Source organism: Isoptericola sp. BMS4, from assembly GCF_011634835.1.
In the GTDB taxonomy this organism is placed as follows: Bacteria; Actinomycetota; Actinomycetes; order Actinomycetales; family Cellulomonadaceae; genus Isoptericola.
On record NZ_SIRP01000001.1, the window covers coordinates 1,112,193 to 1,131,473 of the forward strand.

Genomic DNA, 19,281 nt, shown 5'->3' on the forward strand with positions numbered 1-19,281 from the left:
AAGAGGAGGAGAGCTGATGGCAGTCGTCTGGTGCGTCGGTCTGACGACGCTCGACGTCGTGCACCGCGCGCCGGCGCGGCCCGGGCGGGACGAGAAGGTCACCGCCACGCGGCAGGACGTCGCCGCGGGCGGCCCCGCCGCCAACGCGGCCGTGACGGCGGCGGCGCTCGGCGCCGACGCCGTGCTCGTCACCGCGCTCGGGAGCGGCCCGGTCGCCACCGCCGCCCGCGGCGACCTGGAGGCGCACGGCGTCCGGGTGCACGACGTCGTCGCGCCCGGCGAGGACTTCCCCCTGGCGGTCTCGGCCGTGCTCGTCGACCACGCGACGGGCGAGCGGTCCGTCGTCTCCGCCGACGCGGCGCTCGCCACCGCCCCCGCGCCCGCCCCGGGCGGCCTCGCCGCGCTGCCCGCCCCGGACGTCGTCCTGCTGGACGGGCACCATCCCGCCCTCGCGCGCGCCGTGCTGGCGGTCGGCGAGGCGGCGCAGTCCCGGCCCCGTGTCGTGCTCGACGCCGGCCGGTGGCGGCCCGTCTTCGCCGACCTGCTGCCTGCGGCGGACGTCGCCGCGCTGTCCGCGGTGTTCGCCGTCCCGGGCCACGACGACGCCGCGGCGGGCGCCCGCGCGCTCGGGGCGCGCCAGGTTGTCGTCACGCACGGGCCGGACCCGGTGGAGTGGTCCGCCGGCGGACGGTCCGGCACGGTCGACGTGCCGCGCGTCGAGGCGCGGGACACGCTCGGCGCCGGCGACGCGTTCCACGGAGCGCTCGCCGCGGCCCTCGCGCGGGGCGAGGCGCTGCCCGAGGCGTGCGCCGTCGCCGCCGGCGTCGCGTCCGCGCGGGTCGCGCACGTCGGCCCGCGCTCCTGGCTGGACCACCTGCCGGCGGCCATCCGATGAGCGGCAGCCCCGACGGCGTCCTCGGAGGCGGCACCCCGGTCCCGGACGAGCTCGTGCGGCGCGCCCGCGCGCTCGCCGTCCCCGGCCGCCGCGCGGTCCTCGGGATCACCGGCCCGCCCGGCGCGGGCAAGTCCACGCTCGCGCGGGCGCTCGTCGACGTGCTCGGGCCGGAGCGCGCCGTCGAGGTCGGCATGGACGGCTTCCACCTGTCGGACGCGGTCCTGGCCGCGCACGGCAGCCGCGAGCGCAAGGGCGCGATCGACACGTTCGACGACGCCGGGTACGCGGCGCTGGTCGACCGGCTGGCCGACGCGCGCCCGGGCGACCCGCCCGTCTACGCCCCCGTGTTCCGCCGCGAGATCGAGGAGCCGGTCGCGGCCGGCGTCGAGGTGCGCGCGGACGTGCCGCTCGTCGTCACGGAGGGCAACTACCTGCTCGCGGCGTCCGGCGCGTGGCCGCGGGCGCGCGCCCGCATGGCGGAGGTCTGGTACGTCGACGTGCCGGACGACGTGCGCCTCGCGCGGCTGACCGAGCGGCACCGCGCCTTCGGCAAGAGCCCCGACGACGCCCACCGGTGGGCGCGCGGCTCGGACCAGGCGAACGCGGACCTGATCGCCCGCACCCGCGACGCCGCCGACCTGCTCGTGGTCGGGGAGGGCCGGCCCCCCAGCGGTCCGGGGCCTGACCCGCTCCGGAGTTCGAGACCGGCGGGTGGACGCACGGGCCCGAGGCGATTGGGGGGTCCCGCGGACGCTCAGCGGTCCAGGTAGGCGGCCGCGACCCATCGCGCTTGCTCGGGCGTCAGGACGTCGGTCATGACGAGGGTGCCGAGGCCGTGCGACAGCGCCATGACCTCGTACGCCCGCTCCCGGCCGAGGCCTTCGGTGGTGCGGAGGTGCGGGACCAGCGCGTCGGCCAGTTGACGCAGGTGGTTCTGATAGACGGCGCCGACACCGTCCGGGTCGGCGATCGCGAGCTGTTCGAGCGAGACGCCCAGGCGGTGGAAGGCGCGACTCTGAGGGTCGGTCGGCAGCGCCGCGTCGAAGAAGGCTCGCAGCGCCTTTCGGGAGTCGTCCCCCGCGGCCGCGATCAAGTCGTGCCAGTGCCTGACGCTGCGGTCGGACATGTGGTGCAGCGCGGTCAGGAGCAGCTCGTCCTTGGACTTCCCGTAGTACTGCACCAGGCGGAGCGAGACCCCCGCCTCAGCCGCGACGGCTCGCATGGTCACGGCGTCGACGCCGTCGCGCGCCATGACCCGCTCGACCGCCTCGACGATCTGGGACCGACGTTCCTGCTCGCTCACCGACATCCCTCGCAGCTGTTGATACGGTCGCACGATGATACAGGTGTATCAAAGACGTTCATTGGAGCACACGGTTCTGTGGGTGGCCTGCGTGGCGCAGGTGCTGGTCGTCCTCGACGCGTCCGTGCTGAACGTCGCTCTCCCCGCGATCCGGGACGAGCTGACACTGACCGACAGCGGCACGTCGTGGGTGGCGCTGGCCTACACACTGGGGTTTGCCGGGACGATCCTGGCCGGCGCGCGCCTCGGCGACGTCGTCGGCGCGGGACGAGCGCTGGTCTGGGGCATCGGGGCGTTCACCGCCGCCGGCGTGCTCGGCGGTGTCGCGCCGGACGGGGGTGTCCTGACGGCGGCGCGCGCCGTGCAGGGGGTGTCCGCCGCGGTGGTCTCGCCCGCCACGTTCGCGCTCCTGACGATCTGGTTCGCCGAGGGGCCGCCGCGGGTGCGCGCCATGGCGATCTGGACGGGTGCGAGCCTGGCGGGCGGTGGTGTCGGGAACGTCCTCAGCGGGGTGCTGACCGAGTACGTCTCGTGGCGCGCCGTGCTGCTCGTCAATCTGCCGATCGGTCTCGTCGTGCTCGTCGGCTCGCGCCGACTGGTCCGTCGTCGTGAGACGGTGCGGGGGCGCGTCGACGCCCTGGGGTCGATGCTCGTCGTGGGCGCGTTCACGGCGGTCACCTACGCGGTGTCGCGCCTCGGTGACGGTGGGGCGGTACGCGAGGTCGTGCCGTCGGTCGCCGTCGGGGCCGCGCTGTTCGTCGCCTTGGCGCTCCAGCAGCGCGCCGCGTCGGAAAGGCTGGTGCCGTTGCGGTTGTGGCTCAACCGAACCGTCCTGACGGGCAACGCCGCGACGTTGCTCGCGGGCACCTGTCTCCAGGTGTCGGTCTGGTACTTCCTGACCTTCCTCATGCAGGAGGGCATGGGGTTCTCGGCGGCAGCGACCGGCCTGGGATTCGTCCCTCTCACGGTCGTGATGCTGGCCGTGACCACATGGGGGACTCCGTGGCTGCTGCGGCGCTGCTCGGTGCGGGCGCTGGTCGCTGCCGGCTCAGGCATCGCCGCCCTCGGGTTCCTTGTCCAGGGGCTCGTGCCCGTGACGAGCTATCCGGTCACGGTCCTCGTCCCCTCGCTGCTCGTCGGGACCGGCGGCGGGCTGCTCGGTACCCCGCTCGCGGCCGCGGTCACGCACGGTGTCGGCGGGCGCGACGCGGGTGCGGCCGCTGGACTGATGAACACGGCCAAGCAGTTCGGCGGAGCGATCGGGCTCGCCGCTCTCGTCGCACTTCCGGCACCGCCTGGGGGGCAAGAGGCCTTTCTCGTCATGGCGGGACTGATCGCGACGGCAGGGCTCGTCGGCTTGTTCCTCCCCACGGAGCGTCGGAGCATGCAGCCGCCACCCTGACGGGCCGGCGTGGTCAGGCCGTGCGGTGCAGGGACGCGGCGTCCACGGGCGCGGCGAGCGCCTCGCCGCGCGCGAGCCGGCCCACCTCGTCGACGGCGAAGGCGCCCATGCGGTGCAGCTCGGCACCGACCGACCCCGCGACGTGCGGGGTCAGCACCACGTGCGGGTGGTCGTACAGCGGGGAGTCGGGTGGCAGCACCTCGGGCGTCGTCACGTCGAGCACGGCGTGCAGGCGCCCGGCCACGACGGCGTCCGTGAGGGCCGCCGTGTCCACGAGGGACCCGCGCGCCGTGTTCACCAGCGTCGCTCCGTCGCGCATGAGGGCGAGCCGGCGGGCGTCGACCAGGTGCTCGGTCTCGGGCAGCGCGGGGGCGTGCAGCGAGACGACGTCGCTGGCGGCGGCCAGGGTGTCCAGGTCCACGAGCCGCGCACCCAGGGAGGCGGCCTCCGTCTCGTCGACGTACGGGTCGGCGAGCAGCACGTCCAGGTCGTACGCGGCCAGCAGCCGCAGGACGCGGCGCCCGATCTTCGAGGCGCCCACCACCCCGACGGTCCGGCGGTAGTTCCCCGCGTCGGGGAACAGGCCGTTCCAGTCCTCGTCCCGCCGGTGCTCGCGGTAGCGCCGTGCCATGTCGCCGACGCGCTTGTTGGCGAGCACGATCATGGCCACGGTGTACTCCGCGACGGGGACCGCGTTGACGTCCGCGGCCGTGCTGACGGCGACGCCCGCGTCCCAGAACTCGTCCGGCAGGTGGTGCTTCACCGAGCCCGCGGCGTGCACGACGGCGCGCAGCCGGGGCGCGCCGTCGAGCACCGCGCGGGTCACGGACGGGCTGCCCCAGCCGGTCACCAGCACCTCGGTCCGCGCCAGGACGGCGCGCGCGGCGGCGGACCCGAACTCGTCCAGCACGCCGTCCTCGACCTCCGCGAGCTCGGCGAGCCGCGCCAGGTCCGCGGGCGCGAACAGCCGTCCCCGCAGGCCGGGCGCCATCGCGAACGCCACCGTGGGGCGTGTGCTGGGTCGTGGCATGGCTGCTCCTCGTCGTCGCCGGCTGACCGTCATTGTTCGTCGGGCGACCCGATCACGGTCAAGCCGCATCGACCAGAGCGAACAGAACCGGTCATCCGGTGACGGAGTCGCGCGCGACCAGCCGTGGCAGGAGCGTGACCTGCTGCGTCGCGAGGTCCCCGGACGACGAGAGGCGCCGGACCGCGAGGTCCACGGCCGCCCGCCCGACGTCGCGCTTCGGCGGCGCGACCGCGGTGAGCGGCACCGGAGCCAGCGCCGCGATCTCGTCGTCGTAGGCGACGATCGCGAGATCCTCGGGCACCCGGAGCCCGCGGTCGTTCGCGAGGCCGAGCAGCGCGACGGCGTCCTCGTCGGTGTGCACCAGCACCGCCCGCGTGCCCGTCGCGCCGCAGCGGTCCAGGAGCTCCGAGAGGCCGCGGTCCCGGACCGCGACACCGTCCGCGGGCCTGACCAGGTCGACCGGGTCGAAGCCGGCGGCGGCCGGCCCGCCGGGCCCCGTCGCCTCGCGGAAACCTTGGACGAGCCAGGGCGACGTCGGGGTCGAGGTGCGCACGGCAAGCCCGACACGGGCGTGACCGTGCGCCGCGAGGTGCTCGACGGCCAGGCGTGCGCCCGCCCCGTGGTCGGAGCGGACGTACTCGGCCTCCGGGCCGTCCCAGCGGCGCTCGACGAGGACGGTCGGGACCCCGACCGTCCCCAGCCACCCGGGCGGCGCGTCACGCGGCGGCTCCGCCGTCGCGACCAGCAGCGCGTCGACGCCGGCGCGCAGCATGCGCCCCACGAGCCGCTCCTCCTCGGCAGGGTCGTAGTGCGACACGGCGAGGACGAGGCGCATCCCCGCCCGGGACGCGGCCTCCTCCGCCCCGGCGACCACGCTCCGGTAGTAGTACCGCGAGGCCGGCAGGATCATCCCGACGGTGGCCAGCGGGCGCCGGGCCGCGCCCGCCGCGGGTGCGGCGGGCAGGGTGGCGCCGCCGTGCACGCGCGCGAGCTCGCCCGCCTCCACCAGCGCGGTGATGTCCCGGCGGACGGTGACGACCGAGACACCCAGGCGCTGGGCCATGTCGACCACCTTGACGAACCCGCGCAGCCGGGCCTCGTTGAGGATCATCTCGTGCCGCTCGGCGGCGAGCCGCGCTCCTCCTCGGTCGTCCATGGCGAGGGAGCGTACGGGCTGCCGGCCGACGGTGCACGGAAACGATCGAACCTGAACGACCGGTGGCGCGGAGCGCGGTCAGAGGTCCCGCTGCGCCCGTTCGATGAGCGGGCGGATGCGGTAGGGGATGAGCTCGCCCATGGACAGCGACGTCTCGGTGCGCTCGACGCCCTCGATCGCGAGGATGGCGGCGTCGATGCGGAACAGGTGGTCCGTGTCGCGGCAGACGACGTGCACGCGCAGGTCCGCGGCGCCGCTGTGGCCGTACGCCTGGACGACCTCGGGGATGCGGGCGAGGTCCTCGACGATCCGGGCGAGCTGCTGCTGACGCACCGTGACCTCGATGAAGGCGGCGAGCGGGTGCCCCAGGTAGTGCGGGTCGATCCGCCGGTCGAAGTCGAGGAAGGCGCCGGCCTCCTCCAGCCGGGCGAGGCGGGCGTGCACCGTGTTGCGCGAGACCCGCAGCCGCTCCGCCAGGGCGGCGATCGGCGCTCGCGGGTCGTCGGCGAGGGCCGTCAGAATCCTCAGGTCCACGGCGTCGTAGCGGGGCACATCGCTCAGCGTAGCGGCGCCCGGTTGAGCACACCGCGCAGCCGGGAGCGGAGTGCTGGTCGGTGGCTGTGAGCGGCGTTACGTTCGCCGTATCGGGCGCTCGACGACGAGCGCACCACCCGACGCGAGGTGAGGCGACGATGCCCAGCACCATGGGTTCGAAGGCCCGCGTCGACCCGTCACGAGCGGGCACGGCGCGGGAGCACGAGGCCGGCGAGCGCACCAGCACGCCGGCGGTCCACGACGACACCGACACGGGCGCGCCCGCCGGGACGGACGACGTCCGGCGCCTGCTCGACCGGACCGGGGCCCGGCACCCGGACCCGGCGCTCGACCGCTGGCTGGCCGACGTCGACGCCGGCGACGAGGCGGCCGAGACGCTGCTGCGGCGCATGTACGCCGACATGGTCGTGTCCCGGCGCCTGGACGCGGAGGCCACGGCCCTGCAGCGGCAGGGCGAGCTGGCCCTGTGGCCGCCGCTGCTCGGCCAGGAGGCCGCCCAGGTCGGGTCGGCCCGCGCGCTGCGGGACGACGACTTCGTCTTCTCCAGCTACCGGGAGCACGCGGTCGCGATGATCCGCGGTGTGCGGCCCGAGCAGGTCACGCCCGTGTGGCGCGGCGTCGCGGCCTCCGGATGGAACCCGTACGACGTCGGCATGGCGACGCCCCAGGTCATCATCGGCGCGCAGGCGCTGCACGCCGTCGGGTACGCGTTCGGGATCCTGTGCGATGCGGAGCGCGACCCGGGGCGGGTGCCCGACGGAGGGACGGCGGCCACCGTCGCGTACGTCGGCGACGGCGCGATGAGCCAGGGCGACGTGAGCGAGGCCCTGCTGTTCGCGGCCACCTGGTCCACGCCCACCGTCTTCGTCTGCCAGAACAACCAGTGGGCGATCTCCGAGCCGGTGTCCCTGCAGGCGCCCGTGCCGCTGGCGGAGCGCGGCACCGGCTTCGGCGTCCCCGGCGTGCGCGTGGACGGCAACGACGTGCTCGCCGTGCTCGCCGTGACGCGCGAGGCGCTGCACCGGGCGCGCACGGGCGGCGGCCCGACGCTCATCGAGGCGGTCACCTACCGCATGGGCCCGCACACGACGGCCGACGACCCCACCCGCTACCGCAGCACGGAGGAGGTCGAGTCCTGGCGCCGGCGCGACCCGATCGAGCGGTATGCCGCCTGGCTGCGGGCCCGCGGCACCCTCACCGACGCCGTCGAGCAGGAGGTCCGCGAGACGGCGGACCGGACCGCCGCCGAGCTGCGCGCCGGGTGCCTCGCGCTGACCGACCCGCCGGCGTCGCGGATCTTCGAGCACGTGTACGCCGAGCCGCACGCGGCCCTCGCCGCGGAGCGGGACGCGTACGCGGACTACCTGGCGACGCTCGGCGACGAGGCGCCGGCCGAGGCCGAGGGAGGTGCCCGATGACGACGACCATGACGCTCGCGAAGGCGCTGGGCGCCGGCCTGCGCCGCGCCATGACCGACGACCCGTCCGTGATGGTGCTCGGCGAGGACATCGGCCGCCTCGGCGGCGTCTACCGCGTCACCGACGGGCTGCAGGCCGAGTTCGGCCCGCGTCGCGTGGTCGACACGCCGCTCGCCGAGTCGGGCATCCTCGGCACCGCGATCGGCCTCGCGTACCGCGGGTACCGGCCCGTGGTGGAGATCCAGTTCGACGGCTTCGTCTACGTCGCGTTCGACCAGATCGTCAGCCAGCTCGCCAAGATGCGCGCCCGCACCCTCGGGGCCGTGACCCTGCCGGTGACGATCCGCATCCCCGTGGCGGGCGGCATCGGGGCGGCCGAGCACCACTCCGAGTCGCCCGAGGCCTACTTCGCGCACACGGCCGGGCTGCGGGTCGTGTCCGTCGCGACCCCGCAGGACGCCGCGACGGTGCTGCGCCAGGCCGTCGCCTGCGACGACCCCGTCGTCTTCTTCGAGCCCAAGCGGCGGTACCACGTCAAGGGCGAGGTCGACCCCGACGTCGACCTCGCGACGGCCGACCCGATGAGCGCCGCGCGCGTCGCGGCGCACGGCGACGACGTCACCCTCGTCACCTGGGGCTCGCAGGTCGCGACCGCCCTGGACGCCGCCGTCGCCGCGTCCGACGAGGGCGTGGGCGTCGAGGTGATCGACCTGCGGTCGCTGTCGCCGATCGACCACGACGCGGTGGCGGCGTCGGTGCGGCGCACCGGGCGCCTCGTCGTCGTGCACGAGGGGCCGCGGCAGGCCGGGCTCGGTGCCGAGGCCGCCGCGACGATCACCGAGCGCTGCTTCGAGTTCCTCGAGGCCGCGCCCGTGCGGGTCACCGGCCACGACGTGCCGTACCCGCCCGCCAAGCTGGAGGGACACCAGGTGCCGGACCTCGACCGCATCCTCGACGGCGTCGACCGCGCGCTGGGGCGCGTCGCGCTGCCTGCCCGGGCACAGCGCACGGAGGTGGGGGCATGACGACGACACGGGTCTTCCGGCTCCCCGACCTCGGCGAGGGCCTCACGGAGTCCGAGGTGGTCGAGTGGCGCGTCGCCGTCGGCGACACCGTCGAGCTGAACCAGGTGATCGCGGAGGTCGAGACCGCCAAGGCGATCGTCGACCTGCCGTCCCCGGTCGCGGGCGTCGTGCAGGCGCTGCACGCCGATGCGGGGGAGACCGTCGACGTCGGCGAGCCGCTGGTCACCTTCGAGCTCCCCGCCGACGAGTTGTCAGTCTCTCCGCGGGGTATACCAGGCGCTGAGTCTGACAACTCCACAGCCTCCGAGTTGTCAGGTCCAGCGCGGGAGATACCTCGCGGAGAGTCTGACAACTCGGGGGAGGAGAGCCCGGGCGAGCCGAACCTCGTCGGGTACGGCGCCCGGCCCGAGCGGCAGGGGCGGCCCCGCCGTCGTCCGCGCCGCTACGCCGACGCCGCAGCGGCCGCGACCCTCGCCCCCGCGCCGGCCGCCGGTGAGCGTCCCCGCTCGACCCCGGTCGTGCGCACGCTCGCCCGGCAGCGCGGCATCGACCTCGCGTCGGTCGCCGGCTCGGGCCCGCACGGGCGCGTCACCCGGGCCGACGTCGAGGCGGCCGTGCCCGCGCCGGAGTCGTCGTCGAACGGGGCCACCGAGACCCGCACCCCCGTGCGGAGCGTGCGCAAGCACACCGCCGCCGCGATGGTGGACAGCGTGCGGACCGCGCCGCAGGCGTCGGTGTTCCTCACCGTGGACGTCACTCGCAGCATGGAGCTGCTGGAGCGGCTGCGCGACCACCCGCGCACCCGCGGGACCCGGGTCACCGTGCTCGCGCTCGTCGCCCGCGCGCTGTGCGTGCTGCTGCCCGACCACCCGTCGCTGACCAGCCGGTGGGAGGACCTGCCGGACGGCGGCGCCGAGATCGTGCGGCCCGCGCACGTGAACCTCGGCATCGCCGTGGCGACCGACCGGGGCCTCGTCGTCCCGCACGTGCCCGCCGCCGACACGATGGCGCTGCCCGACCTCGCCGCCGCGCTCGGCGACCTGGTCACCACCGCCCGCGCCGGGCGCACGGCCCCGGAGCGGCTGAGCGGGGGCACCCTGACCATCACCAACGTCGGGGTGTTCGGCGTGGACGCCGGCACTCCCATCCTCAACCCGGGCGAGCCCGCGATCCTCGGGCTGGGGCAGGTGGTCCGCCGCCCCTGGGAGCACGACGGGCAGGTGGCGCTGCGGCAGGTGACCACGCTGAGCCTCACGTTCGACCACCGGGTGGTCGACGGCGAGCAGGGCGCCCGCTTCCTCGCCGACCTCGGCGGGCTGCTCGCCGACCCGGCGCTCGCGCTCCTGCACGGCGGGGACGTCACGACCGAGGGAGGTGCCGCATGACCGCCCTGACCAGCGCCGTCGACGCCCGCGCCGACGCCGCGCGGGCCAACGAGGCGGCCCAGCGGGGCCTGGCCGACCGGCTGCGCGAGCGCACCGAGATCGCCGCGGCGGGCGGGACCGAGCGCGCCCGCGCGCAGCACACCGGCCGCGGCAAGCTGCTGCCCCGCGACCGGGTCGACCGGCTGCTCGACGAGGGCAGCCCCTTCCTGGAGATCGCTCCCCTCGCCGCCTACGGGGTGGACGCCGACCCGGGCGAGGCCGGTCAGTGGCCGGGCGCCGGGGTGGTCGCCGGCATCGGCGTCGTCGCCGGGCGGCAGGTGATGGTGGTCTGCAACGACGCCACGGTCAAGGGCGGCACCTACCACCCGCTCACGGTGAAGAAGCACCTGCGGGCGCAGGAGATCGCGCTGGAGAACCGCCTGCCGTGCGTCTACCTGGTGGACTCGGGCGGGGCGTTCCTGCCCCGGCAGGACGAGGTGTTCCCGGACCGCGACCACTTCGGGCGCATCTTCTACCACCAGGCGCGCCTGTCGGCGGCGGGGATCCCGCAGATCTCCGCGGTCCTCGGCTCCTGCACCGCCGGCGGGGCCTACGTGCCCGCCATGAGCGACGAGACGGTCATCGTGGCCGGCCAGGGCACGATCTTCCTCGGCGGCCCGCCGCTGGTGAAGGCCGCCATCGGCGAGGACGTCACCGCCGAGGAGCTCGGCGGGGGAGACCTGCACGCGCGCCGCTCCGGCGTCGTCGACCACCTCGCCGACGACGACGAGCACGCGCTCGACATCGTGCGCGACATCGTCGCCACGCTGCCGCCCGACCCGGAGCCCGCGTGGGAGGTCGCCGAGAGCGTCGAGCCCGCCGTCGACCCCGCGGGACTGTACGCCGCCGTGCCCACCGACGTGCAGCAGCCCTACGACCCGCGCGAGGTGATCGCCCGCCTCGTCGACGGCAGCGACCTGCACGAGTTCAAGCGCGAGTACGGCAGCACCCTCGTCACGGGCTTCGCGCGGATCCACGGCCACCCCGTGGGCATCCTCGCCAACCACGGCGTGCTGCTGCGCGAGTCGGCGCTCAAGGGCGCGCACTTCGTCGAGCTGTGCGACCAGCGCGGCATCCCCCTGGTGTTCCTGCAGAACATCTCCGGGTTCATGGTCGGCACCGACGCGGAGGCCGGCGGCATCGCCAAGGACGGCGCCAAGATGGTCACCGCCGTCGCCACCACCCGCGTGCCCAAGCTGACCGTGATCGTCGGCGGCTCGTTCGGCGCCGGGAACTACGCCATGTGCGGGCGGGCGTACGGCCCGCGCTTCCTGTGGTCGTGGCCCGGCTCGCGGATCTCCGTGATGGGCGGGCAGCAGGCGTCGTCGGTGCTCGCCACCGTGAAGCGCGACCAGCTCGCCCGTCGCGGCGAGGAGTGGGACGCCGCGGAGGAGGAGGCGTTCCGCACGTCGATCCGGGACGACTACGAGGCCGCGGGCGACCCGTACCACGCCACGTCGCGGCTCTGGGACGACGGCATCGTCGACCCGCCCGACACCCGCCGGGTGCTCGGCATGGCCCTCGCGGTGTGCTCGCGCACCCCCCTGACCGAGCCCGCCTTCGGACTCTTCCGGATGTGATCGCCGTGGTGTCGACCCCGTTCAGCTCCGTCCTGGTCGCCAACCGCGGCGAGATCGCCTGCCGCGTCATCGGCACGCTGCGGCGCCTCGGCGTCCGGTCCGTGGCCGTGCACTCCGACGCGGACGCCGACGCCCGCCACGTGCGCGAGGCCGACGTCGCCGTCCGGATCGGGCCGGCCCTCGCGGTGCGCAGCTACCTCGACGTCGAGGCCGTCGTCGCGGCCGCCGTCGCCACGGGCGCCGAGGCGATCCACCCCGGGTACGGCTTCCTGTCCGAGAACCCCGCCCTGGTCCGCGCGTGCGAGCGGGCCGGGATCGCGTTCGTCGGGCCGCCCGCCGCGGCGATGACGGCCATGGCCGACAAGGCGGCGGCCAAGCGGCTCGTCGCCGACCACGGCGTGCCCGTGCTCGCGGGCACCATGCAAGAGGGAGGCGACGACGGCCTCGACGACGCCGCGCTCCTGGCCGCCGCCGAGGACGTCGGGCTCCCGCTGCTGGTCAAGCCCGTCGCGGGCGGCGGGGGCAAGGGGATGGTCGTGGTGCGGTCGGCTGCCGAGCTGCCCGACGCCCTCGCCTCGGCGCGGCGGGTCGCGGCGTCGTCGTTCGGCGACGACGGCCTGCTGCTCGAACGGCTCGTCGACCGCCCCCGGCACGTCGAGGTGCAGGTGCTCGCGGACGCCCACGGCACCGTCGTGCACCTGGGCGAGCGTGAGTGCACGCTGCAGCGCCGCCACCAGAAGGTCGTCGAGGAGGCGCCGTCGCCCGCGCTCGACGACGCCACCCGCGCCCGCATGGGCGACGCCGCGTGCCAGGTGGCGCGCGCCGTCGGGTACGTGGGGGCCGGCACCGTGGAGTTCCTCGTCCCGGCCGACGACCCGGCCTCGTTCGCGTTCATCGAGATGAACACGCGCCTGCAGGTGGAGCACCCGGTCACGGAGCTCGTCACCGGCGTCGACCTGGTGGAGGCCCAGCTGCGCGTCGCGGCGGGCGAGCCGTTGTGGTTCGCCCAGGACGACGTCCGCCTGACCGGGCACGCGATCGAGGCCCGCCTGTACGCCGAGTCGCCCGCGCGGGGGTTCCTGCCCGCCACCGGGCGGGTCGCCGTCTACGACGACGCCGGTGCGGGCGCCGGACCGGGGGCCGCGCCGCTGCGCCTCGACAGCGGCGTCGACGCCGGGTCCGAGGTGACGGGGGACTACGACCCGATGCTCGCCAAGGCCGTGGCGCACGGCGCGGACCGCGAGCAGGCGCTCGCCCGCCTCGACGGGCTGCTCGGCGACGTCGTCGTGCTCGGCGTGGAGACCAACGCCGGGTTCCTGCGCGACCTGCTCGCCGACCCCGACGTGCGTGCCGGGCGCCTCGACACCGGGCTCATCGAACGCCACCTGGCCTCCGCCCCCGAGTTGTCAGGCTCTGCGCGACGTATGCCTCGCGCTGAGCCTGACAACTCGGCGGTCGTGGCGGCGGCGCTGCTCGCGCTCGCCGGGTCCGACGACGGCGGTCGCGGGCCGTGGGCGCCCGACGGCTGGCGGCTCAACGCGCCCGCCGCCGCGCGGACCGTCGTGCTGCGGGACGCCGACGGCACCGAGCACGACGTCGTCGTCCGCGGCCGGCCCGACGGCGCCGAGGTGACGGTGGACGAGGGCGACCCGGTGCGCGCCGCCGTGCGCCCCGCCCCGGGCGACCACCGCTGGTCCCTCACCCTCGACGCCACCACCCGCGTCGTGGTGGGTACCTCCGTACCCACCACGCAGGTGTGGGTGCACGTCGACGGGCGGACGGCGTCGTTCACGGTGCTCGACCGGGCGGCGCGCGCGGCCGAGCGGCGCGACGCCGCCGGGTCGTCCGGCGCCGGGCCGGCCAGCACGCAGGTGCGCGTCGACATGCCCGGCACCGTCACCGCCGTGCCCGCCGCCGACGGCGACGCCGTCACGGCCGGGCAGACCGTCGTCGTGGTCGAGGCCATGAAGATGGAGCACGCCCTGGTCGCCCCAGCGGACGGCGTCGTCCACCACTCCGTGCGCCCCGGCGACCAGGTGCGGCGCGACCAGGTGGTCGCCGTCGTCGAGCCGGCCGACACCTCCGACGCCCCTGACACCTCCGACGGCTCGGACGCGGCACACCCCGCGCCCGAGTCCTCCGCGCCCGCCGCGGCACACCCCGCCGCCGCGGGAGCGCACCCCAGTGCCGACCCCGCCACCCGAGGAGCGACATGATCAGCGAGACCCACTCGACCGTGCTCACCGACGAGCAGCGCAAGCTCAGCGCGACGGTGCGCGAGTTCGCCGACGAGGTGGTCGCCCCGGCGGCCTACCGGTACGACACCGAGCGGCGGCTTCCCGTCGAGATCATCGCCCAGATGGGCGAGACGGGACTGTTCGGGCTGCCGTTCCCCACCGACGTCGGCGGCCAGGGCAAGGACTACGTCTCGCTGTGCCTCGCCGTCGAGGCGCTGGCCCGCGTGGACCAGTCCATCGCCGTCACGCTGGAGGCCGGCGTCGGCCTCGGCATCATGCCGATCTTCCGCCACGGCACCCAGGAGCAGAAGGAGCGGTGGCTGCCCGACCTCGTGACCGGGCGGGCCCTGGCCGCGTTCGGCCTGACCGAGGCGGGCGCCGGGTCCGACGCCGCCGCGACGCGGACGACGGCCCGTCTCGACGAGGGGGCCGGCGAGTGGGTGATCGACGGGTCGAAGCAGTTCATCACCAACTCCGGCACGCCGATCACGAGCGTCGTCACCGTCACCGCGGTGACGGCCGAGCGCGTCGAGGCGGACGGCACCGTGCACAAGGAGCTCTCGTCCTTCCTCGTCCCCGCGGGGACGCCCGGCCTGACGGTCGGGCCGAGCTACGACAAGGTCGGCTGGCACACCTCCGACACGCACCCGCTGACCCTGGAGGGGGTGCGCGTACCGGAGTCGAACCTGCTCGGTCGGCGCGGGCGCGGGTTCGCGAACTTCCTGCACGCGCTGGACGAGGGCCGGATCGCGTTCGCGGCCCTGGCGACCGGCGCCGCCCAGGGCTGCCTGGAGGAGGCGCTGCGGTACTCGCGCGAGCGGCACGTCTTCGGGCACTCCATCGGCGGCCACCAGCACGTCGCGTTCACCCTGGCGCGCATGCAGGCGCGAGTGCACTCGGCGCGCCTGTGCTGGCTCGACGCCGCGCTCAAGCAGACCCGCGGCATGTCGTTCAAGGCCGAGGCGTCGGTCGCGAAGCTCGTCGGGTCGGAGGCCGCGATGGCGAACGCGCGCGACGCGTCGCAGATCTTCGGCGGGTACGGCTTCCTCAACGAGAACCCGGTGGCCCGGCACTACCGCGACTCCAAGGTGCTGGAGGTGGGCGAGGGCACCACCGAGGTGCAGCTCATGGTCATCGCCCGCGACCTGGGGCTGGCGTCATGACCCGGGCAGCGCCCGGCGGGACGGAGGGGGAGCACCATGCGTGAGGAGGTGCAGCAGGGGCTGTACTACGACGACCTCGAGCCGGACGTGCGGTACGTGCACCGGCCGGGGCGCACCATGACCGAGGCCGACGACGTGCTGTTCACGTCCGTGACGATGAACCCGCAGGCGTTGCACCTGGACGCCGCGTGGGCCGCCACCCAGCCGTTCGGCAAGCCGCTGGTGAACTCGATGCTCACGCTCGCCACGCTGGTGGGGCTGTCGGTGGCGCACCTGACGCGCGGCACGATCGTCGCCAACCTCGGCTTCACGGAGGTCGCGTTCCCGCACCCGATGTTCCACGGCGACACGTTGTACGGCTCGACGACGGTCGCCGGCCGGCGGCTGTCCGCGTCGCGGCCCGGCACCGGCGTCGTCACCCTGGAGCACACCGGGCACAACCAGGACGGCGACGTCGTGGCGCGCGCCACCCGCACGGTGCTGATGTGGACCCGCGAGGGCCACGCACAGCAGGAGGGAGGGACGACGTGAGCCCGGCGCCCTTCACGCTCGGCCCAGCGCTGCTGTTCTGCCCCGCCGACCGCCCCGACCGCTACGCGAAGGCGCTGGACCGCGCCGACGCGGTGATCCTCGACCTCGAGGACGCCGTCGCGGTCGGGCGCAAGGAGGCCGCCCGCGCGGCGCTGGTCGGCACGGCGCTCGACCCGGCCCGCGTGGTGGTGCGGGTCAACGCCGTCGGCACGCCCGACCACGACGCCGACCTCGCGGCGCTCGCCCGCACCACCTACCGCACGGTGATGCTGCCCAAGGCGGACGGGCACTTCGTCGGCCCGCTGCTCGCGCCCGACGGCGCCCCGTACGCCGTCGTCGCCCTGTGCGAGACGGCCGCCGGGGTGCTCGCCGCCCCGGCGCTCGCCGCCCGCCCCGACGTCGTCGCGCTGGCGTGGGGCGCGGAGGACCTGGTCGCCTCGCTCGGCGGCACCTCCAGCCGGGGGGCCGACGGCCTGTACAGGGACGTCGCGCGGCACGCCCGCTCGGCGGTGCTGCTCGCCGCCGCCGCGTCCGGCAAGGCCGCGATCGACGCCGTCCACCTGGACCTGGACGACCTGGACGGCCTGCGCGACGAGGCCCTGGACGCCGCGGCGTGCGGCTTCGCCGCCACGATGTGCGTCCACCCGTCCCACGTGCCCGTGCTGCGCGCCGCCTACGCGCCGTCGCAGGCGGAGGTGGAGCGCGCCCGCGAGGTGCTCGCCGCGGCGGCCGGGCGGACGGCGGCGCTCACGGAGGCCGAGGACGGCACGCCCGGCGCCGACCCGGGCGTGCTGACGGTGGGCGGGCAGATGGTGGACGCGCCCGCGCTCCGGCACGCCGAGGCCGTGCTGCGGCGTGCGGGTGAGAGCCTCGGCGAGCACACGCACGCACGGCCCGGCGGGGTGCCCGCCGGGCGTACTGTCGAGAGGGACGGGGAACGACCATGACGGTGGAGTATCGCCACGCACGAGACGCCCTGGACGGGCTGCTGCACGACGGCATGACGCTCGCCGTGGGCGGGTTCGGGCTGTGCGGCAACCCGAACGACCTCATCGAGGCGGTCCGGGACTCCGGCGTGAAGGACCTGACCGTGGTGTCCAACAACATGGGCGTCGACGGCAAGGGCCTCGGCATCCTGCTGGAGAACGACCAGGTGCGGCGCGTGCTGGCCTCGTACGTGGGGGAGAACAAGCTGTTCGCGCAGCGGTACCTCGACGGCGAGCTCGAGGTCGAGTTCGTGCCGCAGGGCACGCTCGGCGAGCGCCTGCGCGCCGGGGGCGCCGGCATCCCCGCGTTCTACACACCCACCGGCGTAGGCACACCCGTGGCCGAGGGCAAGCCCGTCGAGGAGTTCGACGGCCGCCGGTACGTGCTCGAACGGGCCGTCGTGGCGGACCTGTCGCTGGTGCACGCCCGCCGCGCCGACCGGTACGGCAACCTCGTCTACCGGTACACGGCCCGCAACTTCAACCCCGTGATCGCCACGGCCGGGCGCGTGACCGTCGTCGAGGCCGAGCAGATCACCGACGAGCCGATCGACCCCGACGTCGTCGTCACCCCCGGCATCTACACCCACCGGCTGGTGGCGGCGCGCGAGCGCGTCAAGGACATCGAGAAGCGGACGGTGCGCGAGCGGGCCGAGGCCCCCGCACCGGCGGGAGGTGCGTCATGACCTGGACACGCGACGAGATGGCGGCCATGGCTGCCGGCGAGCTGCACGACGGCGACTACGTCAACCTGGGCATCGGCATCCCCACCCTGGTCGCCAACCACGTCCCACCCGGGGTGCGGATCACGCTGCAGAGCGAGAACGGGCTGCTCGGCATCGGGCCGTTCCCGTACGACGGCGAGGAGGACGCCGACCTCATCAACGCCGGCAAGCAGACCGTGACGGCGATGCCGGGCGCGAGCTTCTTCGACGGCGCGGAGTCGTTCGCGATGATCCGCGGCGGGCACATCGACCTCGCGATCCTCGGCGCGCTGGAGGTCTCTGCCACCGGCGACCTCGCGAGCTGGACCGTGCCCGGCAAGCTCGTCAAGGGCATGGGTGGGGCGATGGACCTCGTCGTCGGGGCGCGGCGGATCGTCGTCCTCATGGACCACGTGGCACGCGACGGCTCACCCAAGCTGCGCCGCGCCTGCACGCTGCCGCTCACCGGCGAGGGCGTGGTGAACCGGATCATCACCGACCGGGCGGTGCTCGACGTCGGGACGGACGGGCTGGTGCTGCGCCGCGTCGCTCCCGGCGTGAGCGTGGAGGAGGTGCGCGAGGCCACGGACGCGGACCTCGTCGTCGACCTCGAGGACAGCAGCGAGGAGGTGGCGTCATGACGACCGTCGCGGGGTACCGGCGAACCCCCTTCGTCAAGGCCAACGGGGCGTTCGCGTCCGTGCCGGCGACGGCGCTGGGGGCGCACGCCGTGGCGGCGGCGCTCGCGGACGCGGGCGTGGAGCCCGCCGAGGTGGAGCTCACCCTCGGCGGCCAGGTGCTGCAGGGCGGCGCCGGCCAGAACCCGGCGCGGCAGGCCGCCGTCGGGGCCGGCGTGCCCATGACGGTGCCGGCCGTGACCCTCAACGCCGTGTGCCTGTCCGGCGCGGAGGCCGTGGTGCAGGCGCACCGCGTCATCACGGCGGGGGAGGCGGACGTCGTCGTCGCACTCGGGATGGAGTCGATGACGCTCGCCCCGCACGCGTGGGTCGGGTCGCGGTCGGGGAAGAAGTTCGGCCCGGTCGAGCTGCTCGACACGATGGCGCACGACGGGCTGACCGACGCGTTCGAGCGGGACTCGATGGGCCTGAGCACGGAGCGGCACGGCGAGCCGTTCGGCGGCGCGGCGTGGGCCACGCGGGAGGCGCAGGACGCGTTCGCCGTCGCGTCGCACGAGCGGGCCGCGGCGGCCGCGCCCCTGCTCAAGGAGGAGATCGCGCCGTACGAGGTGTCGGGCAGGCGGGGGACCGTCGTCGTGGACGCCGACGACGGCGTGCGCGCGGACTCGACCGTCGACGGGTTGGGCCGGCTGCGCCCGGCGTTCGCGCCCGACGGCACGATCACGGCGGGCAACGCGTCCCAGATCTCCGACGGCGCGGCGGCCCTGGTGCTGATGAGCGACGACGTCGCCGCCGCCCGCGGCGTGACGGGGCCGCGCCTGCGCTCGCACGCCCTGGTGGCGGGCCCCGACGTCGGGCTGCACCACCAGCCCGCGAACGCGATCGCGACGGCCTGCGGGCGAGCCGGCCTCGACGCCGGCGACCTGGCGGCGGTGGAGATCAACGAGGCGTTCGCCGTCGTCGTCCTCGCGTCCGTGGACCGGCTGGGCCTCGAACCGGACCTGGTGAACACGAACGGCGGCGCCATCGCGCTCGGGCACCCGATCGGCGCCTCCGGCGCCCGGGTGGTCGGTCACCTGGCCCGGCGGCTGGCCGCCCTCGGCTCCGGTGCCGTCGGGGCGGCGGCGCTCTGCGGCGGCGGTGGCCAGGGCTCGGCGGTGCTGCTGGAGGCGTGAGGGACGGCGCGGCCGGCGCGGGCCGGCCGGCACGGTGGCGTGCCGACCGGCCCGCGCCG

Annotated in this window: 18 protein-coding genes; 14 read left to right on the plus strand and 4 right to left on the minus strand. The window is 75.4% G+C overall.

The genetic code is table 11. The features are described 5' to 3' along the window. Positions 1 to 16: 16 nt before the first annotated feature. Both EYB28_RS04880 and EYB28_RS04885 read left to right on the plus strand, forming a co-directional pair. Entirely contained in the window at positions 17 to 895 is an 879-nt protein-coding gene (locus tag EYB28_RS04880; protein ID WP_166845333.1) for a PfkB family carbohydrate kinase, read from the plus strand. Next, positions 892 to 1,665, plus strand: coding sequence for a nucleoside/nucleotide kinase family protein (locus tag EYB28_RS04885; RefSeq protein WP_166845334.1), 774 nt, complete (start codon positions 892 to 894; stop codon positions 1,663 to 1,665). Before EYB28_RS04880 ends, EYB28_RS04885 begins: the two co-directional genes overlap by 4 nt. Here EYB28_RS04885 and EYB28_RS04890 read toward each other — a convergent pair. Further along, positions 1,650 to 2,198: a TetR/AcrR family transcriptional regulator gene (locus EYB28_RS04890; protein WP_166845336.1), complete on the minus strand. Its 549-nt coding sequence runs from the start codon at positions 2,196 to 2,198 to the stop codon at positions 1,650 to 1,652. The two genes, EYB28_RS04885 and EYB28_RS04890, sit on opposite strands and share 16 nt — an antisense overlap. Before the next feature lie 61 nt (positions 2,199 to 2,259). Here EYB28_RS04890 and EYB28_RS04895 point away from each other — a divergent pair, with 61 nt between their 5' ends. Next, positions 2,260 to 3,600 carry an MFS transporter gene (locus tag EYB28_RS04895; protein ID WP_205710842.1) on the plus strand — a complete coding sequence of 447 codons (1,341 nt, stop codon included), beginning with the start codon at positions 2,260 to 2,262 and terminating at the stop codon, positions 3,598 to 3,600. A gap of 13 nt (positions 3,601 to 3,613) precedes the next feature. Here the strand turns inward: EYB28_RS04895 and EYB28_RS04900 are convergent, their stop codons facing one another. From EYB28_RS04900 to EYB28_RS04910, 3 genes are all read right to left on the minus strand, one after another. Further along, on the minus strand, positions 3,614 to 4,630 hold the full coding sequence (locus tag EYB28_RS04900) for a hydroxyacid dehydrogenase (RefSeq protein WP_240930392.1): 1,017 nt from the start codon (positions 4,628 to 4,630) through the stop codon (positions 3,614 to 3,616). Positions 4,631 to 4,721: 91 nt separating this feature from the next. Beyond that, positions 4,722 to 5,786 carry a substrate-binding domain-containing protein gene (locus tag EYB28_RS04905; RefSeq protein ID WP_166845338.1) on the minus strand — a complete coding sequence of 355 codons (1,065 nt, stop codon included), beginning with the start codon at positions 5,784 to 5,786 and terminating at the stop codon, positions 4,722 to 4,724. A 78-nt stretch (positions 5,787 to 5,864) separates the two neighbouring features. Next, the gene (locus tag EYB28_RS04910) at positions 5,865 to 6,338 is read right to left on the minus strand and encodes an Lrp/AsnC family transcriptional regulator (RefSeq protein ID WP_166845340.1); all 474 of its coding nucleotides are present in this window, start codon (positions 6,336 to 6,338) and stop codon (positions 5,865 to 5,867) included. Positions 6,339 to 6,478: 140 nt separating this feature from the next. On the opposite strand from EYB28_RS04910, the gene pdhA reads away from it, so the two are divergent. Genes pdhA through EYB28_RS04965 form a run of 11 tightly spaced genes read left to right on the plus strand, consistent with a single transcriptional unit; the run spans position 6,479 to position 19,222 of the window. Further along, the gene (pdhA, locus tag EYB28_RS04915; RefSeq protein WP_166845341.1) at positions 6,479 to 7,759 is read left to right on the plus strand and encodes a pyruvate dehydrogenase (acetyl-transferring) E1 component subunit alpha; all 1,281 of its coding nucleotides are present in this window, start codon (positions 6,479 to 6,481) and stop codon (positions 7,757 to 7,759) included. Beyond that, on the plus strand, positions 7,756 to 8,784 hold the full coding sequence (locus tag EYB28_RS04920) for an alpha-ketoacid dehydrogenase subunit beta (protein ID WP_240930393.1): 1,029 nt from the start codon (positions 7,756 to 7,758) through the stop codon (positions 8,782 to 8,784). The genes pdhA and EYB28_RS04920 overlap by 4 nt, the downstream gene beginning before the upstream one ends. After that, positions 8,781 to 10,169, plus strand: coding sequence for a dihydrolipoamide acetyltransferase family protein (locus EYB28_RS04925; RefSeq protein ID WP_166845343.1), 1,389 nt, complete (start codon positions 8,781 to 8,783; stop codon positions 10,167 to 10,169). Before EYB28_RS04920 ends, EYB28_RS04925 begins: the two co-directional genes overlap by 4 nt. Next, positions 10,166 to 11,788 carry a carboxyl transferase domain-containing protein gene (locus tag EYB28_RS04930; RefSeq protein ID WP_166845344.1) on the plus strand — a complete coding sequence of 541 codons (1,623 nt, stop codon included), beginning with the start codon at positions 10,166 to 10,168 and terminating at the stop codon, positions 11,786 to 11,788. Before EYB28_RS04925 ends, EYB28_RS04930 begins: the two co-directional genes overlap by 4 nt. 5 nt (positions 11,789 to 11,793) lie before the next feature. After that, on the plus strand, positions 11,794 to 14,004 hold the full coding sequence (locus EYB28_RS04935; RefSeq protein WP_166851706.1) for a biotin carboxylase N-terminal domain-containing protein: 2,211 nt from the start codon (positions 11,794 to 11,796) through the stop codon (positions 14,002 to 14,004). Continuing rightward, complete coding sequence (locus tag EYB28_RS04940) at positions 14,001 to 15,188, plus strand: acyl-CoA dehydrogenase family protein (RefSeq protein WP_166845345.1); 1,188 nt, start codon at positions 14,001 to 14,003, stop codon at positions 15,186 to 15,188. The genes EYB28_RS04935 and EYB28_RS04940 overlap by 4 nt, the downstream gene beginning before the upstream one ends. A gap of 36 nt (positions 15,189 to 15,224) precedes the next feature. Further along, positions 15,225 to 15,719, plus strand: coding sequence for a MaoC family dehydratase (locus tag EYB28_RS04945; protein WP_166845346.1), 495 nt, complete (start codon positions 15,225 to 15,227; stop codon positions 15,717 to 15,719). Next, positions 15,716 to 16,666 (plus strand): CoA ester lyase, encoded by a 951-nt coding sequence (locus EYB28_RS04950; RefSeq protein ID WP_166845347.1) that lies wholly within the window; start codon positions 15,716 to 15,718, stop codon positions 16,664 to 16,666. The genes EYB28_RS04945 and EYB28_RS04950 overlap by 4 nt, the downstream gene beginning before the upstream one ends. Beyond that, the gene (locus tag EYB28_RS04955) at positions 16,663 to 17,391 is read left to right on the plus strand and encodes a CoA transferase subunit A (protein WP_166845348.1); all 729 of its coding nucleotides are present in this window, start codon (positions 16,663 to 16,665) and stop codon (positions 17,389 to 17,391) included. The genes EYB28_RS04950 and EYB28_RS04955 overlap by 4 nt, the downstream gene beginning before the upstream one ends. After that, positions 17,388 to 18,050: a CoA transferase subunit B gene (locus tag EYB28_RS04960; RefSeq protein WP_166845349.1), complete on the plus strand. Its 663-nt coding sequence runs from the start codon at positions 17,388 to 17,390 to the stop codon at positions 18,048 to 18,050. Before EYB28_RS04955 ends, EYB28_RS04960 begins: the two co-directional genes overlap by 4 nt. Beyond that, a complete protein-coding gene (locus tag EYB28_RS04965) occupies positions 18,047 to 19,222 on the plus strand; it encodes an acetyl-CoA C-acyltransferase (RefSeq protein WP_166845350.1) in 1,176 nt (391 codons plus the stop codon). Before EYB28_RS04960 ends, EYB28_RS04965 begins: the two co-directional genes overlap by 4 nt. The last annotated feature ends 59 nt before the right edge of the window (positions 19,223 to 19,281 follow it).